Genomic DNA, 20809 nt, shown 5'->3' with positions numbered 1-20809 from the left:
TTTAGGCGCGTTTCCTACCCCATGGGAAACGCGCCTCCCGATTTCTCAGCTTGCCTGCAACTACGCCGAACCCCTTACGCGCTTACCCTGGCTGTTCAAGAGCAGATACTCATGCATAATAAGATTGCTTATTAATAGATTTCCTGTTGATTAGCAAAGGTATTTTTACTTGACCAGAGTAAAAAGACTAAATGAGACGAGGTTGTCCAGTGCGTTATTCCCTATAGCGCACTGGATTTTTTTATGCATTAAACAAGCTACTTTTCGTCTGGTGCTTCAAGCTAAACTCCATCAACCCCAGACCCGACCATCACTTGATAGATTCTGCTAATCAGCGCCGCTCAAGCGAAAGTTTTTAGCAGCTTTTGTACAGGTGAAAGTGGCATTGATTGATCCTTGTTTTTTATATTTCACATCATAGTTTGGGCGCTGGTGTGTTTTTTCTCCACTCCCAAGGCGGGATAGGGGAATCTAATTTCCATAATCCAGATTGCGACAATTTTGCTTTATTTTGTATGTCATACAATCCCTTATTAGTTACATATTTATCAAAAACCCAAGCCATGCCGCGTTTGATTTGCTCGGTATTGGCATCTATTCCTTCACATGTAACATAGGCAACGGTGCGGTCACGACTATCTTTGCCTTTTGGCGTTACTTCAGCATTTTTATTTAAACAAATTTCTGACAAAGATAACTTTGAATCAAGACCGAATCTTTGGCGTTTTTCGGGGGCATCAATTTCAGCGAGCCGTACAACTATTTGATGATGATCGCAACTTGCAACCAATGTATCCCCACTGGTAACGGAAATAACGAAACACATTAGTGCAGTTGTCAGCATTCAGTATTCCTTTTTATGAATTCAATTCTGTTTTGGTTCTGAAAAATAGCAACCCCAGCCCCAGCCCCGCCAGCAGCATAGCGTAGGTGGATGGTTCTGGTACAGGAAGAGGAGTGAGAGGGAATGGGACATATGAACGATAGAAGTCTTCATCGTCGGCGCCTGAGAGCAAAAATGCTTGACTAACACCATCCAGGATTCCAAATCCGACGATCTGTCCGTTGTCATTAATGGCCTTGGCGTAAAGACTCGTCCACCCCGCCTCAATGACCACATCAAGATACGATAGGTTGACCATAACCCCGTTGCTATAGATGAATGCGTTAGCATTTGATCCATACGAACCATAGCCAGCCGCCCCTATTACTTGACCTAAGTTATTAATTCCATTTGCTGCGCTCCAATCTCCGCCCATGGCACCTAAATCAATCATTCCCGCACCATTTGCGCCGGTAACGAAAGCACGGGAATCATTGTTCCCATGACTACTAGAGGTACCCACTGCCTGACCGGAATCATTGATACCAAAGGCATAACTCTAAGTTTTCCCAACCAGAGTGCCTAAATCAAACATTCCCGCACCATTCGCCCCAGTGATGAAAGCATGTGAGTCACTGCCGTCTACTGAGTATGACCCTCCCACTACTTGACCGGAACTGTTAATATCCAAGGCAACGCTATCAGTTTTCCCATCCAGAGTGCCCAGATCCATCATTCCGACGCCATTCGCTCCGGTGATGAAAGCATGCTGAGTGCGATTGTCTGACAAATAAGATACCCCGACCGCTTGACCGGAATTATTAATGCCGAGTCCCATACTGATAACCCCGCCTAACGTGCCTAAGTCGGTCACTCCTGTGCCATTGGGACCAGTAATGAAAGCGTGCATGTTCAAATTGTCATTAAAATCATAATATCCAATTACTTGACCGGAATTATTAATGCTGACGGCGTTGCTTAATTTTGCGCCAAAAGTATCCAGTTTCGTTATATCTGTACCGTTGACTTTCGTTATAAATCCATTGGAAAAGAATGGAGAATGGCTAGGCATGTATTCACCAACCACTTGCCCGGAATTATTGATGCCTGAGGCATTGCTATAAATCCCATCTATTGTGCCGAGGCTTCTGATTGACCAGTCTGCATTGACTGTATTGGATGACAAGATGGAAACTAAGGTTATCGATAGTAGTAGTTTATTGTTCATTGTGAGTATCCCTCGTTTGATGTTTTAACTTAAGCTAATACTCTGTTGCGGGCTATAACCCCTAACAACGCCAACCCGGCCAGCAGCATCGCGTAAGTTTGTGGCTCTGGGATTGGTATGGGTACCGGTACATAGGTGCGGAAGAATTCTTCGTCTGCTCCGGAGAGCAGAAAAGCGTGCTGCACTCCACCGATAGTTCCAAATCCAGCAATTTGGCCGTGATCATTGATATCAACAGCAAATATTCGCGTCCACCCAGCTGATTGAAATACTTCTAATCTACTTAAATTAACCATCATTCCATGACTGTATAGAAATGCATCCGTAGAACAGAAGCACTCAGGTCTAAATCCAGCATAGCCAACAACCTCACCAAGATTGTTGATGCCATATGCAACGCTCATATCTCCTCCCATTGTGCCAAGGTCAATCATTCCTGACCCATTAGTTCCGGTGACAAACGCATGAGAAAATCCATTTATTTCTGTAGTTGACAATCCTGTGACTTGACCAGAATCGTTTATTTTTAATCCGACGCTTGTTCCTCCAAGACTTCCAATATCTCTTATTCCAACGCCATCATTGTCAGTAATAAATGCACGATTTAAGGCACCGTCAAAAAAAGCCCCCGTAACCTGCTCGCTATTATTGATACCATTTGCCCTAAGTTCTCCAAGATCAGTTATTCCTGTTCCATTGGGGCCGGTTATGAATGCGTGTCCAGATATGTTGCCGACAACCTGGCCGGAATTATTGATATCATTTGCTTCGCCATTGTCTGTGCTTAAATATGTAATACCAACACCATCTGGTCCTGTGAAAAATGGCTTGCTGCCATTTGTACCGACTACTTGACCTGAATCGTTGACTTCTCGTACTTCATATGCCGCTATGGATGAGTTGCCTATACCATTAGGTCCGGTATGTATGAGTGTCCAACAACGCCACCGCAACACCCAACTATTCCGACAATCTGGCCGGAGTTATTTATTGCTGAGGCATAGCTTGAATCTCCATCAAAAATTCCTAAGTCTCTAATTGTCCATGCCGCGTTTGCAGTTGTCGATGCCGCAATCAAAAGTACGGTTACAGCGATTGCTTGAAGAGTTTTTCTTATCATTTTCTTAGCCCCTTTTTGTTTTTATCCCACCTTGCACTTGCATGATCCCGTATAGCGCCAGCCTTTGCGTGAAACTTTTCTTTATCCATTGCGGCGATTTCTTTCATGAATTCCATCTTCTCCAGGCTGATGGTGGATAAATCTATCATTGGTTGTTCTGCATCATTATCCAAATATTGATCTGGTATTTTGTCGGTATTTTCCAATCGCTTGAGAGCTTTTTTCTAATTCCAGAATAGATTTATCCGAAAACAAGAATCGTAACTTGTTTCATTTGATGCTAACAGTATTGATTTTATTATTATGTTTAGTATTAAGTAAACAAGCAAATGCTTAACTGTATGGATTACATAACGAATAATCCTTGTCATGACTTTGGCCTGTTTATTCCAGCTTTGTGTTCGTGCAGCAGCATGGGGCAAAAGCGACTGCTGGAGGGTTATCCACGAACTGCTTAATGTGCCGTTCATGGCCTCCATGAGTTGCCCGGCCGCATTGCACCAGTACAGTTCACCATGACCAAATACCCGCAACTTCTATTTGATGGGGTCGAAAAACGAGGAGGCTGCAAACAGTTCCGAATTTCCGGGCGGTTAAAAAAGTTAAATTTCTCTTAATGCGATGTCGTGCGCTATGATGACCAACACTCATAGTATTTAATGCTCAACTGACAATAGGATGGGAATGAAACGGGAATTCAAAAAGCCGGTTAGCTGGCTCGGGGGCAGGGATCTTCTGACCCGCCTCAAAAGCATTATTTCCTCTACACTGAATGGCGAGAAGCAAGATTCCAGAGACTGGATGTTTGCCGAAACCATTCCGGTAACACGCTGCGATAGCAAGAAACAAGAGCCATACTGGTTTGATTACATTGCGGATACCGGCGACGGCATGAGCGCGGTCTATAACGTCGCGTATTTGTGCATGAGCGATCTCTGGCTTAAAAGTGAAGTGCCGGGTAAAGATCAAATCTCGTTATCCTCAGCCGAAGGCTATGATCTTCAATTACCGCGCGGTGAGTTTTTATTTGTCGGCGGCGATACGGCTTACCATGTGGCCGATGTCGCTTCGCTCAAAGAGCGGTTCCAGACGCCTTTTAATTGGGCCTACATGGACATCAGTGCCGCTACTGGGAAAAAGGTTGAGCAACGTCCGATTTTTGGTATACCGGCCAATCATGATTATTACGATGCATTGGATGGTTTTAACCGGCAGTTCTGTGAACCGATCAGTCAAAATCTTCAGGTGCAGGTGCGCGAGCAAGAAGATCTGCAAGATCCTCAGCTTGGTCTGTACGGATTCAAACGGATGCAAAGAAGCAGCTATGTCGCGCTGGAATTGCCTTTTGAGTGGAAATTATGGGGATTTGATGCGCAAAATGGCAAAATGGACAAGCGGCAGCAGGCTTTCTTTGTATCAACCTTTTGCGAAGATCGGGTAACCAGCGGTGAATTATTTGATGAACAAAAGCAAGCGGATGTGCAAGAAGCTTTGCAAGCTGCAATACCCGGTAAATTAATTGTCGCAACGCCCGAGCCCAGTACCGTCTTTGGAAAGCGCGCCGACGAAGATGCGCCGATGACGAAGTCATTTGAACGTTTGGGGCTGGAGCCCGGTTTTCTGTATGACGGTAAACTGAGCAGCAACAAATGCCGCCTGGATATTTCAGGTGATACGCATCATTACGCGCGTTACTGGGGTAACAAAAATGAGAGCGGTGAACTTGGCAATTACGCTTCCGTGGTCGCTGGCGGCGGTGGTGCTTTTTTGCACTCGAGCCATACCGATGTTGGAGAAATCAAGAAACAACAGGTTTATCCGGAGGAATCAGATTCTCATCGAGAAGCCACGCAGCGGATTCTTAATCCATGGAATATTCTTACTGGGGGGTATGTTGGGTTAATCGGCGCCATCGTGGCTTTGGTTACTTATTTTGCAGTGACTATTCCGCAAAGCACTTCGTCCTTATTCAGATATTTCTTGGATAATTTACCTGCGCTCGATGCAGATCAGTACTTTCTGGAACGTATCCGGCAAGCGCTTTATATTTCTGATACAAATCCCTATTTCGAATTATCGTATGGGTTCGATTTGATTTACATCATTCTATTCATTGCTTTTTTGTTTGGATGGAAGAGGATGAGCGTACCGGGGTTATCAACAGTTAAATACAGTGACTCGCAGGATGAATGGGAGCGGTACCGTACGGTATTCATCGTACCCATTTCTTTATGGATAATTCCGTTACTATTTCTCGTGCTTTGGCCTAGAGAATCATCTCCAGCTTCTTTCCAAGCTTCATGGCTGATCGGTGTGTTTGTGATTGCTGCGCTGCAGATAATCGATCTGAGCCGTAGCTATAGTGATGTTTTATCGGACCGATCCAAAATCCGGCGTCAAACTGGAGGGGATTCTCTTCCTTTATGGGTGTTGAATGTGATGGGGATTGCTTGTATCTCATTTGGTTTTTTGCATTACGGTGTTTACAAAGCATCCGTGATGAGTTTTGATTTGCTGGCTATCATTCTTTGGAGCCTAGTGATTTTGGGTTTTACTTTCTTTTTTCCACTTCTTGATACCAGCAAGCTTGGCATTGCCAAAGCTAACAAAAGCAAGTTTTTTGCAATAGGTTTCTGGCATGCGCTACTGCAAATTTCGATACCGGTGTGTTTGGCGCTATATGCCAGCTTGACCGAATGGTTAATAATTTGCACGGTGACAATCGCAATTACCTTGGCTGCGGGCTTCTTGTTTACTAATAAGTATTTGATCAAAAATTTTTCACCGGAAGTTCAGAAAAAAATCGGTAACGGTATGTTGATGGCATGGGTTGTCATCGGATTGGCCGTATTTTTTGCAGCGACGCGAGGTGAGCCTGTTCCTGTTGATGGTTGGCGCTTGCTGATGGCTTTGCTATCGGGCGGGATTTTTAGCTGTATTTGGCTAGGCTGGTATTTCGCGGTATCGCTGGCGTTCAACTGCCATAACGGCGAGGCTGGGGGAGGAGCGAGGTCTGAACGCTATCGTCACATCATTCGCTTTAAATTGACCGAAAACACGTTGACCGGTTATGTCATCGGTATTGATACCCCTGTAACAGATCTCAAGACACAAACGCCTAAATTCCGCTTGGTGGATGTATTTACCTTGCAAGCAAAGAACAAATAAGTAACGCGACAGCAGTAATGCAGTCGGCCATGTTATTTTCCTGCGATTGTTACGTGGGAATACGCTTCTAGCTTATTGGGTTATGATGTTTTCAATGCTTCATTGAAAGCCAAAAATCTTTAAGAATGTAATTAAGATCAGTACCACCGTCAAAATGAAAACGACTCGAGACATCAACTGATAGATTGCTCTTCTGGTGACTATTTCTTGATGGTATTGGGCATTGATTTCGTGCATTTCATTTCTGAGTTTCCGGAACGGCGGTCTCATGATATCGAGGCACCGGAGAAGCACCATGGCGACGACGGCGTAAGCCACCATTTCGATTTTCAACATATAAGCCAGGATACTGCCGCTTTCCTTTGGACCGATCAGCGTAAACAGCATGCCGATGACAACCGCCAGCATAATGGAAACATGCATCAGCAGTGCAGAGCTTTTGGTGTCGATAATCACCATATCGTGAAGGATATGGTTGATATGATTGATGTCTTTTCTCGCATCAGCAAATTTTCTTTCATCTTCCTCATTTAATGACAAAAGCGTTTTAAAAGCTTTGTCTACCAGATCGTATATCATCGGACTACCTCCGCTTTTTATCGTGTCATGTACTATATGTCATTTGACGATCTAAAAATAGAGCTAGTTTTAATGATTAAGAATCTGAATATATTATTTATTCTGGTGTGCGGGCCGATTACTTAAGCCATCAGTTCTCTTAATACATAAGGCAAAATGCCGCCATGTCGGTAATAGTCCACTTCAATGGCAGTATCGATGCGGCACAGTAATGGCACCGATTGACTGCTGCCGTCTTTTCTCCGGATGTTCAATGTGACATCTTGTTGCGGCTGGATGTTATCCAGTCCAAGGATATCGAATCGCTCGTCGCCTTTGATGCCAAGCGTATCGGCGTTGTCATTGTTTTTGAATTGTAATGGCAGAACGCCCATGCCGATCAAATTGCTCCGATGGATGCGTTCGAAACTGGTGGCGATCACCGCTTTAACACCTAATAACTGCGTACCCTTGGCAGCCCAGTCCCGGCTTGAACCGGTACCGTATTCCTTGCCGCCGAAAACAACGGTGGGAATATTCTGGGATTGATATTTCATCGCGGCATCGTAAATGCTCATTTGTTCCGGCGCAGCACCTGCGGCGCCCTGATAAAGTGTAATGCCACCTTCGCTGCCGGGAATCATCAGGTTTTTGATGCGCACATTTGCAAAGGTGCCGCGCATCATCACTTCATGGTGGCCGCGGCGGGCGCCGTAGCTATTAAAATCAGCTTTGCCGACATGATGGTCGAGCAGATAACGTCCTGCGGGTGAAGTGTCCTTGATTGATCCCGCCGGGCTGATATGATCCGTTGTTACGGAATCGCCAAATATCCCCAGTGCGTAAGCATTTTTAATGTCACCCGCGCCACTGGATAGTACAGGTTGCAGCGAGAAATTCTGGAAGAAGGGCGGTTCGGCGATATAAGTCGACTCCGGCCAATTGTAGGTTTGCCCGGTAACGGAGGTCACGCTATTCCACAGCGCGTGATCTTTGGTGAGATTGCCGTAAAGTTTCCGGAAGGTATCCGCGTTGGCGGCGTACTTTAATAATGCATGAATTTCCGCGCTGCTAGGCCAGATATCTTTGAGCCAGACTGGTTGATTGTTTTTGCCGATTCCCAGCGGTTCAGCCGTGAGGTCTTTCAGTATAGTACCGGCAATTGCATAGGCCACGACCAATGGTGGTGATGCCAGGAAGTTAGCGCGAATGTTCGGATGAATACGCGCCTCAAAATTGCGGTTACCGGATAATACCGCAGCGCAGACCAGATCATTCTTGACGATGGCTTCTTCTATCGGTTCGGCCAATGGTCCCGCGTTGCCGATGCACGTGGTGCAGCCGTAACCGACCAGATTGAAGCCCAATTGTTCGAGATAAGGCGACAGTCCGGTGATGTTTAAATAATCGGTGACTATGCGCGAGCCGGGCGCTAGCGATGTTTTGATGTGATGCTTGACCGATAGTCCTTTCTCGACCGCTTTTTTGGCCAGCAAGCCTGCGGCCAGCAACACACTCGGATTGGATGTGTTAGTACAGGATGTGATGGCGGCAATCATCACATCGCCGTGGCCCAGATCAACGCTGGAGCCATTCAATTCGACATGGCATAAATCGGCTGCATTGGGCGTGGGGCGGTTACTGGTCATTTCGGTAATGTTGCGTGAAACCATCCGCCGTTCAGTGGATGCTGCGCTTTGCGGCATCGGCGTGTTGTCGGCACCTGGCGCCGACAGCCGGCTTTCATCGACATTGCCGGAGTCGATTTGTGTGCATACTTCGGAATCCTGGTTATGGGCATTACGTACCGAGTAACGCTGATTGATATCGTCGTTTTGTTTGCCGTAACCGCTTTCTTTGACGGGTTTGTTAAAGAGTTCGGTAAAGCGGGATTTTATGGCTGCGAGCTCAATTCGATCCTGAGGGCGCTTGGGGCCTGCCAGTGCAGGCGATACCGAGCTCAGATCGAGCGTCAGCTCGCTGGTATAGTCGATGTCGCCTTTTCTGGGGATGCCATACATCTGCTGCGCCTGGAAATATGCTTGAAATGCGGCGATTTCTTCCTGGCTGCGTCCCGTGCCTTTGAAATAGCCAATGGTGACGTCGTCGACCGGGAAAAAGCCCATGGTTGCGCCGTATTCCGGTGCCATATTGGCAATCGTGGCGCGATCGGGCAACGTTAATGAAGCGGTTCCTTCACCGAAGAACTCGACGAATTTACCGACCACAATAGCCTTGCGCAGCATTTCCGTGATCGTCAGTACCAGATCGGTCGCGGTAACTCCTTCGCGCAACCGGCCTGTTAAATTGACACCCACGACATCAGGGGTGAGGAAATATACCGGTTGACCCAGCATACCGGCTTCCGCTTCGATCCCGCCGACACCCCAGCCGACGACACCAATGCCGTTGATCATAGTGGTATGCGAGTCGGTACCGACTAAGGTATCGGGGAAAATGAGTTCGTCTTTCCGGTGCACACCGCGCGCGAGGTATTCGAGGTTGACCTGATGCACGATGCCGATCCCGGGAGGAATCACCTTGAATGTGTCAAACGCTTGCATGCCCCACTTAATGAACTGGTAACGTTCGTTATTGCGGAAAAATTCTATTTCCATGTTGCGATCGATCGCATCTTTCGTACCGTAGTGATCAACTTGTATCGAATGATCAACGACTAGATCGACGGGGACTAGCGGTTCGATCAGCTTCGGATTTTTTCCTAGCTTTACCGCCGTGCTGCGCATGGCAGCGAGATCGACCAGCAGCGGCACGCCAGTAAAGTCTTGCAACACAATGCGGGAAACGACAAACGGTATTTCGTCGACTCTTGCGGCCTCGGGTTTCCAGTTGGCTAGTTGCCGGATATGTGCTTCCGTGATCTTTTTATTGTCATAATTCCGCAACACCGATTCCAATACGATACGGATCGATACCGGCAGCCGGGAAATTTTTCCAATGCCACTTTTCTCCAGCGCTGGGAGTGAATAGTATTTTGCAGTGTTTCCGGGGGCTATGGATAGCTCATGCAGGCTGTTGAATAAATTGTGGCTCATCGGTAATGTCCTGAATAATGCGGGTTAGCGGGTAAATAAATTATTCTGCCGCTAATATATATTTTTAGGCAAACAAAGTCACGCTTCGGATTGCGAGCATAAATGACAATAAAGAAACAGAATGGGGGACTAAGGATGTAATCAGGTGGGGTGGCTGATGGGACTCGAACCCACGACAACCGGAATCACAATCCGGGACTCTACCAACTGAGCTACAGCCACCATATGAAGAAAAGTGATACGGTCTTGCACACAAAAACCGGGTCGAGCAATTCAGTCCATCCATGAGGAAAATATAATATTTGTGGCGTGCCCGACAGGAATCGAACCTGTAACCCCCAGCTTAGAAGGCTGGTGCTCTATCCGATTGAGCTACGGGCACCAAATCGGGCTGCTCTAAATATTAGGGCTGAAATTGGTCGGGGTGGAGAGATTTGAACTCCCGACATCCTGGTCCCAAACCAGGCGCGCTACCAGGCTACGCTACACCCCGGAAAAGGCGACACTATACCTTCTTAGCTTTGAAACGTCAATTTCTTCGTGTTTTAAGTTGAGAATTTTGATGATTCTGTTTTGGTATGAATTAGAAACCAGAAATGTTGACAATTTGCATGCGTAATGCCACAAATTAAATTTATAGTGATGTGCTATCGTAGAATTCGATCGATGACAAACATGGGCTATGGATAAATAACTTGTTATCGAGCATGTTTTCTGATAATACTATGCGATTTTTATACGCTAGCGGAATTAAAGAGGAGCCTGAAAGATGCCAAAAGAGCTGCAAAGTAAACAAGTGACTCCCTATGAACCCAAAGCAGGTGAAGAATATATGGGACCAGATCAGCTGACGCATTTTCGTAAGATACTGGAAGATATGAAAGTTGAGTTAGGTCAGGATATTGACCGTGCCGTTCATACCATGCAGGATGAAGCGACGGTTTTCGCGGATCCTAATGACCGGGCCAGTCAGGAATCGGATATGACGCTCGAATTACGTAACCGTGACCGGGAGCGCAAGCTGATCAAGAAAATTGATGAGATTATCGGTAAGATTGATTCCGGTGATTATGGCTATTGCGAAAGCTGCGGTGTTGAAATTGGATTAAAACGATTAGAAGCACGGCCAACGGCGACACTCTGCATCGATTGCAAGACATTGGATGAAATGCGTGAAAGGCAAATAGCTAAATAGTTTTGAACGCAATGAACTGAATGGGCTTGTGGCCGGTAAAAATGAAAAGCCCTGCTTGTGAAGCAGGGCTTTTCATTTGTTTAAATTAACGCGTAAGTCTGAGACGAGTTAGGATTCTTCTGTGGTAGAATCCGCATCGCTTTCATCAGCAACTACCGCCTTCATGCTGAGGCGCAATCTGCCCTTATCGTCCGCTTCTAGCACCTTGACACGAACCTGCTGGCCCTCGTTCAGATGATCGGAAACGTTGTTGACACGCTCATTGGCGATTTGCGAAATATGCAACAAGCCGTCTTTTCCTGGAAGAACGCTGACGATAGCACCAAAATCTAGTAACTTCAGGACTACACCGTCATAAATTTTACCAACCTCAACTTCCGCGGTAATGTCTTCAATGCGTTTTTTGGCCAATTCCCCGCCTTCTGCATTAACACAAGCAATCGTGACTTGACCGTCATCGGTGATATCAATGGTGGTGCCGGTTTCTTCCGTGAGTGTACGTATCACAGCGCCACCTTTACCGATGACATCGCGAATCTTTTCCGGATTGATTTTTAGTTTGATGATGCGCGGTGCATGTACTGAAATATCTTCCCGGGTCGATGGCAACGCCTGTTTCATAATTTGCAGGATATGCATCCGCCCTTCATGCGCTTGTATCAACGCTGCATGCATGATTTCTTTGGTGATGCCTTGAATTTTGATGTCCATTTGCAAGGCAGTAATGCCTTTTTCGGTTCCTGCTACTTTGAAATCCATATCACCGAGGTGATCTTCATCACCAAGAATGTCTGTCAGTACAGCAAAACGGTTGCCATCCTTAATCAAACCCATGGCGATACCCGCGACATGCGCTTTCAATGGAACACCTGCATCCATCAGTGCAAGACAACCGCCACAGACCGATGCCATTGAACTGGAACCATTGGATTCGGTAATTTCGGATACCACGCGGAGTGAATAACCGAATTCTTCAGGAGCCGGTAGTACGGCAGCAAGAGCGCGTTTGGCAAGACGTCCGTGACCGATTTCACGGCGTTTTGGAGTGCCGACACGGCCGATTTCTCCGGTTGCGTAGGGCGGCATGTTGTAATGCAGCATGAACCGGTCGTTATAATCGCCTTGCAGCGAATCGATTTTTTGCTCATCGCGCGCGGTACCCAAAGTTGCAATCGCCAATGCCTGTGTTTCTCCACGGGTAAATAGCGCTGAACCGTGCGTGCGCGGCAGCACACCGTTACGAATTGTAATAGGCCGGACAGTCCGCGTGCCGCGGCCATCGATCCGAGGTTCACCATCCAGGATTTGGTTGCGCACAATTTTCGATTCCAGCGCAAAAAAAGCTTCCTTGAATGACTGAAGATCGGGACCACCCTCGGTATCAACACCGAGTTCGGCGGAGATGCGTTGACTGATGACTTCAATTGCTTCACTACGTGCTTGTTTTTGTTTGATTTTGTATGCTTGCCGCAAATCAGCTTCTGCCAAGCCGTTAATCTTTTCTTCAAAAGTGACATCTTTGGTCGGCGGTGTCCAATCCCAAGCGGTAACACCGGCTTCATCCGCAAACTCGTTTATTGCATTGATAACGACCTGCATTTGCTCATGACCAAACGTCACGGCTCCTAGCATCACTTCTTCCGGGAGTTCCAGTGCCTCCGATTCAACCATCAAAACAGCGTTTTGTGTGCCTGCAACAACCAGATTCAATTGCGTATCTTTCAATTCGGAAGTGGTTGGATTTAGAACGTATTCATTGTTGATATAACCGACCCGGGCCGCGCCAAGCGGACCATCGAACGGAATGCCGGAAAGGATTAACGCAGCCGAGGTGCCAATAATCGAAGGGATATCCGGATCCACTTCATTATCGGCCGACATTACCGTGGCTACTATTTGTACTTCGTTATAGAATCCTTCGGGGAAGAGCGGTCGAATAGGGCGGTCGATCAATCGGGAAGTTAATGTTTCCTTTTCTGATGGACGACCCTCTCGCTTAAAGAAACTGCCGGGTATTCTGCCAGCTGCGTAAGATCTTTCCTGGTAATCCACTGTCAGTGGAAAAAAATCCTGTCCTGGTTTTATATTTTTTGCGCCAACTACAGTGACAAGTACTACTGTATCGTCCATTGTAACCATTACGGCGCCATGTGACTGTCTTGCTATTTCACCTGTTTCCAGTGTGAGTTGATGGCGTCCATAAGTAATACTCTTCTTAATAGGTTTCAATTAACAATCCCTTTTCCTATTTGATGAATCTTTCCGAATTTTGATTTGCCTGCAGACAAGAATATCGATTGCATGACTGAAAAATGGTCTGCTCGATTGGCACCAGCCAAGTCTGAGAAAACCATTATTTACGCAAACCAAGGCGTTCAATCAGCGTTTGGTAAGTATCGGTATTGCGGCTTTTTAGATAATCAAGCAGTTTGCGGCGGCGTCCAACCATGCGTAACAGACCGCGGCGGGAATGATGATCCTTGACATGCGTTTTGAAGTGACCGATTAAGTCATTGATTCTAGTCGTTAAGAGTGCAACTTGGACTTCAGGAGAGCCAGTATCCCCTTCGGCTCTTTGATAGTCCCGCACTACCTGTGCTTTTTGGTCGATTGTGACTGACATAAAATTCTCCGGTTATTAAACTACCCTTGGGTATAAAGAGCCGGAATTTTACTCTTTAATATCGTTTTTGTCCAAACTGGAACAAGTTATGAAGCTAAATCGAACCGGTGGCGGAGACCTTAAAGCTCATTGCAGCTCAAAAGCTGTGTCATGGGGAAGTGCAATTCTGGATAAACTGGTATGGATACTGGTTGAAGTGGATAAAAGAAGAAATTTAGAGCGATCTATGGGGAACAAAAGAATTGATATTGTAGATTGGGTTCTTCTATCAATTCTGTTTGTTATCCCTGGTGGCTGATTAAGATCTTTGGGTGGCAAAGTACGTATTTAGCAATGCGATAAAACGATCTGGCATTGTAAGATCCTAAACTTGCGAATTTCCGCCCTCATTTCCCGATGGGTTCGTGAATTGATCGTTCAACGCTTGAATATAATCATTGGCTTCGTTAATGATTTCATCAATTGTCTGTTGTGCAACATCATTCCAGCCAGCCGGTCCGCTGAGGAGCATTGGACGGTACGTGGCAGTACTCTTATTAAATGCCTGCACGTACTGTTTGTAGACCTCATGATCGCTGCCTATTTCTTTCGCTAGGTTTTTCAGTAGCTTATTGGCAACGGCGCGGCGAATGGAAAAATGGATGAAAATAATGCTGAGCGCCAAAAACGAAGCGATGGCGATTGCCGTGGTATCCCCTTGCATGAGTTCTTCCGGGAATGTTTTGACAATGCCCCAGGACTCATTCATCGTTAATGCTATTCCTGCCAACACAGCCAACGTGCCAAAAGCTAAACCATCAAATAATATGACTTTGCTTTTCCATTTCTTTAACATGTCAGATAGTTTGTTAACAATCTGATTTTTTATGCTTTTTGCTGTTTGCTCCAGCTTTCCGACAATGCGATACGAACGTTCGACTTCGATCTGATGCATTCTTGCATTGATATCGGCCATATCTTCTTCGCGTTTCTTCTCGAAGCGTTCTTTGATGTGCGGATTGGCTATTGGTACGGCGGCAGCTGGATTATAGATGCGATAGAACCGTCCCGTGACTAAACCTACTTCAGCAAGCGAGCGTTGCCAAGCCGAAACAACTTCTTCCGGATTGTCTTCCTGTGCGGTGACATCAATCTGATTCAGAATGTACAGGAATTTGTTTGCATCGGCACGGTTAACGCTGGCCGATACCAAATAAGCCAATGTATCCTGCATGGCTTTCGGTTCGGGGTGGCGCGCATCAAAAAATACCAGCACAAGATCGGATAAATTAATGATGTGCTGCGTTAGACGCAATGTCGATGCGCGCTGATTGTCGGCGTCAAAACCGGGAGAATCGATCAGGATTTTTCCGCGTATATTTTCGGACGGGCAGGTTTTCAATTGCAAGTAAGCGTCAATGCGTTCTTGCCCGGCTTCGGAAATTTCTTCAATGCTACGGCTAATTTGAAAGAACGGGAAACGCGGATCGGCATCGAGTGCAATGCCCGGCAGTGTTTTCGCTTCATTATGGCGGCTGTAGCAAATGACCGTGAATTTGTCGTCAACGGCCTGATTGCCGGTGCGCTGCAGCTTCATATCCAGGTAGGAATTGATATAGGTCGATTTTCCGGCGGAGAAAGTGCCTAATACGGCGATCATAGGCCACCAGGTCACACAGGTCGCATAAGACTCATCTTTGTTGAGTAACCCCATGCTGTGGCCGACATAATCCATTTTTCTGAAGCTTTTGACTGCATTGGCCAGTGTCGGGTTATCCGGATGCTCATCAGCTAAGTGCTTTTGTAAACTCTTAAGATACTTATTAATTTGTGTTGAGCTATGTGACATAACGATCCCTTTTCATTCCTATGAGAGAACACCCTGAATTTCGTGAAGGTGATTTTTTAGTTTAAAAATTCATTTTTCTGCATGAGATGGTGCTGTTTTCAGTAAGTTACTCTGGTTTTTTGGAATGTGTGCCAGCCAGAATTTTTCTACTGCAAATGAAAACAGATTTTACGGATAACGCATGTTCAATGCCAGTCGATCTATGTCAGAAATTGTTGCAGCGTGTCCGGCGATTCTACCAAGAACGCCGCAGGCTTGCCAGTATATGATATTTCTAATATTTGCATTGGTTTCACGCAAAATAATATTATCATAGCCAATTTTATGCGCGGCCGGTTTCCGGCGGTTTGTGCCTTTTGATCGGAAGAAAACAAGGCTTAGATCGTACACACTTAAATGGCGGGAGAAAAATTTAAAGCATGTCAACAGAAAGTAATCAAGAACAGCCTGCAGCACGTTCCGCCCATCTAGCTCGCTATATCCTCATTGGCTTTCTTACCGTGGCGCCGCTGTGGGTGACGTGGCTGGTATTTGATTTTTTATTGAATTTATTGGCACAGATCGGAGATCCTTTGCTAAAAGGGACGGCGCGTGCTGTCCGGCCATTTTCGGATACCACGGCCAGTTGGCTGCTCGATTCTAATTTTCAACATGCAGTGGCTGCGTTGCTAACGATTGTGAGTCTTTATGGCATCGGCTTGCTGGCTTCTTTTGTCATTGGTAAGAAAGTTATCGGTATTTATGAAAATATTCTCGCTAGACTGCCTTTGGTGCAGACAATTTATGGCGCTACCAAACGTTTCTTGCACACGGTCAGCCAGCCGCCGGTTACCGGGCAGCGTGTTGTGCTGATCAGTTTTCCATCGTCAGAGATGAAAGCGGTCGGGTTTATCACGAAAGTTATAACAGATAAAAACAGCGGGAGAAAGCTTGCTGCGGTTTATGTGCCGACCGCACCCAATCCGACTTCCGGTTATATCGAAATTCTACCAATGGACGATGTTATTCTGACGGATTGGACGACAGAAGAAGCAATGACGTTTATTGTGACGGGCGGGACCAATGCACCCGACAATTTGAATTTTTCCAATCAACCTAAGCCGCAAGTGCAGGCTGCAGAGAAACAATAACGTGATGCGCAAGCGGTGATGAGCCGTTGCGTTTTTACGCCGGTAATGAATAGGGTAGCGATTGAATTTCCAATGTTGGCCCTTGCAGCGATTGCCAATGTATCTCGATGGCGTCAACACTGCTTTGCTGAATGACGGCTAAAGCATCAAAACCGCCTTGCGGTGACGGTGTTGCATTGACAATGTTGCCGCTGGATTGATCATCCATATCGCTGCTGTATAGCGCATCGCCCGCTTTAATAGTCTGTGTCGAGTCAATATGCGCTAAAAACATGCGCCGTTTGAGTTTCCCGAGGTATTGCGTGCGTGCCACAATTTCTTGTCCCGGATAACAGCCTTTTTTAAAGCTGACACCGCCAATTGCGTCCAAATTGACCATCTGCGGTAGAAACATTTCCTGGGTTTCGGGCAATATAACCGGAATTCCCGATTCAATATTTAACCAATTCCAGCAATCCATACCAACCGGTTTGGCATGTTGATCAAAGCGTTGCCAGAGTAGCGCTGCATTTTCAACCGATGTGATCAATTCGATACGTTGCGGAGAAAGACAAAGAGCGCTCTGTACGCCATCATGCGTAACGTGCAACGGATGATCAAAATGGCATGGTAAACCGGTTACATCTTTAATCAACAGAGCGGCATCCGGACCTGCGATACCAATTCGGATCAGGTCATTACTGGCATCGGTCAACTGTACTTTGGCGCGCAGCACATACATGGTTAGCCGCTTTTGTATGGCAGCGGATAAACCGGCAGGCAATTGCATTAGAAGATCGTCATGGTGCTGCCAGAGTAGGAAAGTTGCCAGAATCCGGCCTTTAGGGGTGCAGTAGCTGCCATATTGCGCTTGGTTTGGATTGATTTCCCGGATATCGCAACTGACCTGGTTTTGCAAAAAAGTGTTTGCGTCCTCGCCGGAAAAACGAATTATGCGGTGATGGGATAGATCAGCCATGACGGTGGTTGTTGGCGTCTCTTGAAGCTCGGTTGTGATGTTGCCAAAATGTACCACACTATCATTTTCAATGACGGCGTGACGATCACGTAAAAAGGTTTGCCATGCTGGATTCATACAAAAGCTACGGATGAATAAACGGGCGATGATTATACGATACTCAATCCAGTTGAAAGCAAGAGTGTGCTACGGGAGATTGCGCTTTGCGCCGGGCGATTTTATTTTCTGTGACCGTCAATGCTGGAAAAGCGATTTTAAATATGCCTGATTTATTTATTCATCTTCAATCTTCCTGCCGCCTTGTAACGATATTGTGTCTGGCGCATCTAATTACTGCCGGCTTTTTATGGCCGCTGGCGTTACCCCTGGAAGTAAAAGCAATCATCGTTGTTTTTCTGATTATCAGTCTGCTCTATTACCTGCGTAAAGATGCATTGTTAAGCGCAAATGATGCGGTAATCGCTTTGCAGCTCAAGGAGGATATGTGCTGTATTGTAACAACGCGATCCGGGCAATCGATTGCTTGCCGCATATTGGGAAGCACTTTTGTCGCTCCTTATCTTACAGTGATGAATCTGCAACCGGCCGGGAAATTTTTTATGCGCAGCATTGTGATTTTGCCCGATAGCATCAAAGTGGATGAATTCAGGCGATTGCGGGTTTGGTTGCGGTGGAAATGGAAGCAGGATCAAGAAACCGGTCAATAATCATGGCGGCTCTTTTAACAAGAGAGAGTGTAGTACATACCAAACTACGCTCAACGGGATACGTTCTTGGTGTTTTTTTTGATGGTGGTGTGCCCTTTGGTAAATATAAGTATGCTGTTTATCCTGAAGTATTTTAGACATGAACAGTAAAAACAATTTACACGCAATAGAAAATTTTTCTGCTATCCTAATTGCGCAAAGAGGGAGTTCTTTGCTTGTAAACTAAAAAGGGAGAAAATATGTTTAAAAAAACTGTTCATGCATTGGTATTAGTTATTGCAATGGTGTTTGCTACCAGCCAAGCTTTTGCCGCTTGTAGTCTGGATACCGAGAAAGATGGAAAAACAGCTTGTGGAGCAAACCAAGTGTGTTATCTGGTGGATGGCACTTGTATTGATAAGAAGAGCCTGCCAGCAGGTAAGTCCTGTAAAAAATCAGGCGTCTGCCAAAATTCTTGTGTGAAAGAAGATGGTACAGAGACCAACAGTGATGGTTCCGAAACAGGAAAATGCAGTTAGTCTTTTAAGTTAATCTATTTAAAATAGGGTTGTTCTGTTATTAACCTAAGCCGGTTACACCGGCTTAGGTGTTGAAAAGTAAGGCGCCGTTTTCTGTTGCTCCTAAATTTCCCTCTGCAGTATCGTATTTTGCGCTACCGGCAAGGTATCTGGGTAATCCTTGCTATAGTGCAATCCCCGGCTTTCATGGCGCAGCATGGCGCATCGCACAATGAGATCGGCGCTATCGACGAGGTTGCGCAGCTCTAACAAATCACTGGTAACGCGGAAGTTTGTATAGTATTCATCGATTTCTTCGCGCAATAACGCAATGCGATGCTGCGCGCGCTGCAATCGTTTGGTTGTGCGCACAATGCCGACATAGTTCCACATAAAGCGGCGCAACTCGTCCCAGTTGTGTGCGATGACAATTTCTTCATCCGCATCCGTAACCCGGCTTTCATCCCAGTCAGGCAGTTTTGGGAGTCCATTCATAGGTTGATTGGCGATATCGATTCCCGCAGCTTGTGCCAATACCAGACATTCCAGCAGAGAGTTACTGGCTAGACGATTGGCGCCGTGTAATCCGGTATGTGCTGTTTCTCCGATGGCATATAGGTTATCCAAATCGGTTTTGCCGTGTTTGTCAGTCACCACGCCACCGCATGTATAGTGTGCTGCCGGAACGACCGGAATCGGTTCACGAGTGATATCGATTCCCAATTCCAGGCAACGGGCGTAAATAGTCGGGAAATGTTCTTTGAGAAAATCAGCGGGTTTGTGGGATATATCCAGATAGACGCAATCCAGTCCTCTTTTTTTCATTTCAAAGTCAATAGCGCGAGCCACAATGTCGCGTGGCGCGAGTTCGGCGCGTTGATCGTGCCCCTGCATGAAGCGATCACCGTTAGGCAGTTTTAGTAAACCGCCTTCGCCGCGCACAGCTTCACTGATCAAGAACGATTTTGCATGTGGATGATAGAGGCAAGTCGGGTGAAACTGGATGAATTCCATATTGGCAATCCGGCAACCCGCGCGCCAGCCCATTGCAATACCGTCGCCCGTGGCGGTATCCGGATTGGTCGTATAGAGATAGACCTTGCTGGCTCCACCTGTAGCTAATACTGTGTTTTGCGCTGTAAAGGTAAGCACCTTATCTTGTTTTTTGTCGAGGACATAAGCACCAAAGCATCGTTTATGCTGCGTGTGAGCATAATCGGATAACTTATCACTGGTAATCAGATCGATGGCGATATGATGTTCCAGTACTAAAATATTCGGGTGCGTTTGTATTTTCTGGATTAAGGCTTGCTGTACAGCCTTACCTGTCGCATCGCCGCTATGAATAATGCGCCGTATGCTATGACCGCCTTCTTTTGTCAGGTGATATCCGGTTTCGCTTGTTTTGTCGCTGGTGAAAATAACACCTTGATCTATCAGCCAATGAATTGCATTTGCTGCATTTTCGGTGATGTATTGAGTGATTTCCTTATCGCATAAGCCGGCTCCGGCGATCAATGTGTCTTGTACATGTTGTGATGGAGAATCGTTATCGGATAATGCTGCTGCAATTCCCCCTTGCGCCCATGAGCTGGCACCCGAATTAGCACTTAGTTTAGTTACGATACAGATTTTTTTATGCTGCGCCAAATGCAATGCCAGCGTAAACCCAGCTAATCCACTGCCGATGATCAGCGTATCGAAATTGTTGTTAGGCATCAAACTTGACCATCTGTTTTTGTAATTGATGGGCTGAATAATAACAGACTCGGAGTACTTCAATCTTTATACGTGGATTTGCTTTTACTGATTTGTGAACTAATCGATAGGATTAATTGTCTCTGAAACAATGATGATGCAATTACGTAGTTCCCGAGATTCATTTGGATATGTATACTTGTTCTGTTGTGTCATTATG

18 protein-coding genes and 3 tRNA genes are annotated in these 20809 nt (G+C 46.1%); 6 read left to right on the top strand and 15 right to left on the bottom strand.

What is annotated here, in order from left to right; all coding sequences use genetic code 11:
* Window positions 1-415: 415 nt before the first annotated feature.
* The 5 genes from BLU57_RS03485 to BLU57_RS03465 all read right to left on the bottom strand — a co-directional run bounded on the left by BLU57_RS03485 (window position 416) and on the right by BLU57_RS03465 (window position 3377).
* A complete protein-coding gene (locus BLU57_RS03485) occupies window positions 416-844 on the bottom strand; it encodes a thermonuclease family protein (RefSeq protein WP_090316230.1) in 429 nt (142 codons plus the stop codon).
* Window positions 845-857: 13 nt separating this feature from the next.
* The gene (locus BLU57_RS15990; protein ID WP_256206079.1) at window positions 858-1367 is read right to left on the bottom strand and encodes a PEP-CTERM sorting domain-containing protein; all 510 of its coding nucleotides are present in this window, start codon (window positions 1365-1367) and stop codon (window positions 858-860) included.
* Window positions 1368-1382: 15 nt separating this feature from the next.
* Window positions 1383-2051 (bottom strand): hypothetical protein, encoded by a 669-nt coding sequence (locus tag BLU57_RS03475; RefSeq protein ID WP_090316225.1) that lies wholly within the window; start codon window positions 2049-2051, stop codon window positions 1383-1385.
* A 29-nt stretch (window positions 2052-2080) separates the two neighbouring features.
* On the bottom strand, window positions 2081-3007 hold the full coding sequence (locus BLU57_RS03470; protein WP_090316221.1) for an HAF repeat-containing PEP-CTERM protein: 927 nt from the start codon (window positions 3005-3007) through the stop codon (window positions 2081-2083).
* 160 nt (window positions 3008-3167) lie between these two features.
* Entirely contained in the window at window positions 3168-3377 is a 210-nt protein-coding gene (locus BLU57_RS03465; RefSeq protein ID WP_090316217.1) for a hypothetical protein, read from the bottom strand.
* A 478-nt stretch (window positions 3378-3855) separates the two neighbouring features.
* On the opposite strand from BLU57_RS03465, the gene BLU57_RS03460 reads away from it, so the two are divergent.
* The gene (locus tag BLU57_RS03460) at window positions 3856-6339 is read left to right on the top strand and encodes a hypothetical protein (protein ID WP_090316214.1); all 2484 of its coding nucleotides are present in this window, start codon (window positions 3856-3858) and stop codon (window positions 6337-6339) included.
* A gap of 99 nt (window positions 6340-6438) precedes the next feature.
* On the opposite strand, the gene BLU57_RS03455 is transcribed toward BLU57_RS03460, so the two are convergent.
* The 5 genes from BLU57_RS03455 to BLU57_RS03435 form a co-directional block, all read right to left on the bottom strand.
* Complete coding sequence (locus BLU57_RS03455) at window positions 6439-6918, bottom strand: hypothetical protein (protein ID WP_090316211.1); 480 nt, start codon at window positions 6916-6918, stop codon at window positions 6439-6441.
* Window positions 6919-7040: 122 nt separating this feature from the next.
* Entirely contained in the window at window positions 7041-9953 is a 2913-nt protein-coding gene (locus BLU57_RS03450; protein ID WP_090316209.1) for an aconitate hydratase, read from the bottom strand.
* Window positions 9954-10099: 146 nt separating this feature from the next.
* Window positions 10100-10175 (bottom strand) — tRNA-His (locus BLU57_RS03445).
* A gap of 83 nt (window positions 10176-10258) precedes the next feature.
* Window positions 10259-10335: transfer RNA gene (locus BLU57_RS03440), tRNA-Arg, on the bottom strand.
* Between the two features lie 34 nt (window positions 10336-10369).
* A tRNA-Pro gene (locus BLU57_RS03435) sits at window positions 10370-10446 on the bottom strand.
* 276 nt (window positions 10447-10722) lie between these two features.
* On the opposite strand from BLU57_RS03435, the gene dksA reads away from it, so the two are divergent.
* On the top strand, window positions 10723-11148 hold the full coding sequence (gene dksA, locus BLU57_RS03430; protein WP_090316207.1) for an RNA polymerase-binding protein DksA: 426 nt from the start codon (window positions 10723-10725) through the stop codon (window positions 11146-11148).
* Between the two features lie 108 nt (window positions 11149-11256).
* Here dksA and pnp read toward each other — a convergent pair whose 3' ends face one another.
* Both pnp and rpsO read right to left on the bottom strand, forming a co-directional pair.
* Entirely contained in the window at window positions 11257-13377 is a 2121-nt protein-coding gene (pnp, locus tag BLU57_RS03425) for a polyribonucleotide nucleotidyltransferase (protein ID WP_090316204.1), read from the bottom strand.
* Between the two features lie 124 nt (window positions 13378-13501).
* A complete protein-coding gene (gene rpsO, locus BLU57_RS03420) occupies window positions 13502-13771 on the bottom strand; it encodes a 30S ribosomal protein S15 (protein WP_090316201.1) in 270 nt (89 codons plus the stop codon).
* Window positions 13772-13859: 88 nt separating this feature from the next.
* Here rpsO and BLU57_RS03415 point away from each other — a divergent pair, with 88 nt between their 5' ends.
* Window positions 13860-14069, top strand: coding sequence for a hypothetical protein (locus BLU57_RS03415; RefSeq protein WP_090316198.1), 210 nt, complete (start codon window positions 13860-13862; stop codon window positions 14067-14069).
* 66 nt (window positions 14070-14135) lie between these two features.
* On the opposite strand, the gene BLU57_RS03410 is transcribed toward BLU57_RS03415, so the two are convergent.
* On the bottom strand, window positions 14136-15599 hold the full coding sequence (locus tag BLU57_RS03410) for a dynamin family protein (RefSeq protein WP_090316195.1): 1464 nt from the start codon (window positions 15597-15599) through the stop codon (window positions 14136-14138).
* A 419-nt stretch (window positions 15600-16018) separates the two neighbouring features.
* Between BLU57_RS03410 and BLU57_RS03400 the strand changes: the two genes are divergently transcribed.
* A complete protein-coding gene (locus BLU57_RS03400; RefSeq protein ID WP_090316188.1) occupies window positions 16019-16729 on the top strand; it encodes a DUF502 domain-containing protein in 711 nt (236 codons plus the stop codon).
* A 34-nt stretch (window positions 16730-16763) separates the two neighbouring features.
* Here BLU57_RS03400 and ygfZ read toward each other — a convergent pair whose 3' ends face one another.
* The gene (gene ygfZ, locus BLU57_RS03395) at window positions 16764-17804 is read right to left on the bottom strand and encodes a CAF17-like 4Fe-4S cluster assembly/insertion protein YgfZ (protein ID WP_090316185.1); all 1041 of its coding nucleotides are present in this window, start codon (window positions 17802-17804) and stop codon (window positions 16764-16766) included.
* A 143-nt stretch (window positions 17805-17947) separates the two neighbouring features.
* Here ygfZ and BLU57_RS03390 point away from each other — a divergent pair, with 143 nt between their 5' ends.
* Both BLU57_RS03390 and BLU57_RS03385 read left to right on the top strand, forming a co-directional pair.
* Window positions 17948-18394 carry a protein YgfX gene (locus BLU57_RS03390; protein WP_090316267.1) on the top strand — a complete coding sequence of 149 codons (447 nt, stop codon included), beginning with the start codon at window positions 17948-17950 and terminating at the stop codon, window positions 18392-18394.
* Window positions 18395-18633: 239 nt separating this feature from the next.
* Window positions 18634-18912 carry a hypothetical protein gene (locus tag BLU57_RS03385; RefSeq protein WP_090316183.1) on the top strand — a complete coding sequence of 93 codons (279 nt, stop codon included), beginning with the start codon at window positions 18634-18636 and terminating at the stop codon, window positions 18910-18912.
* A gap of 102 nt (window positions 18913-19014) precedes the next feature.
* Here BLU57_RS03385 and nadB read toward each other — a convergent pair whose 3' ends face one another.
* Window positions 19015-20610, bottom strand: a complete 1596-nt coding sequence (gene nadB, locus BLU57_RS03380; RefSeq protein WP_090316180.1) for an L-aspartate oxidase — start codon at window positions 20608-20610, stop codon at window positions 19015-19017.
* Window positions 20611-20809 lie beyond the last annotated feature (199 nt).

The sequence above is a fragment of the Nitrosomonas oligotropha genome (assembly GCF_900106555.1).
Taxonomy (GTDB): Bacteria; Pseudomonadota; Gammaproteobacteria; order Burkholderiales; family Nitrosomonadaceae; genus Nitrosomonas; species Nitrosomonas oligotropha_A.
This window is presented reverse-complemented; position numbering and strand designations above follow the sequence as displayed.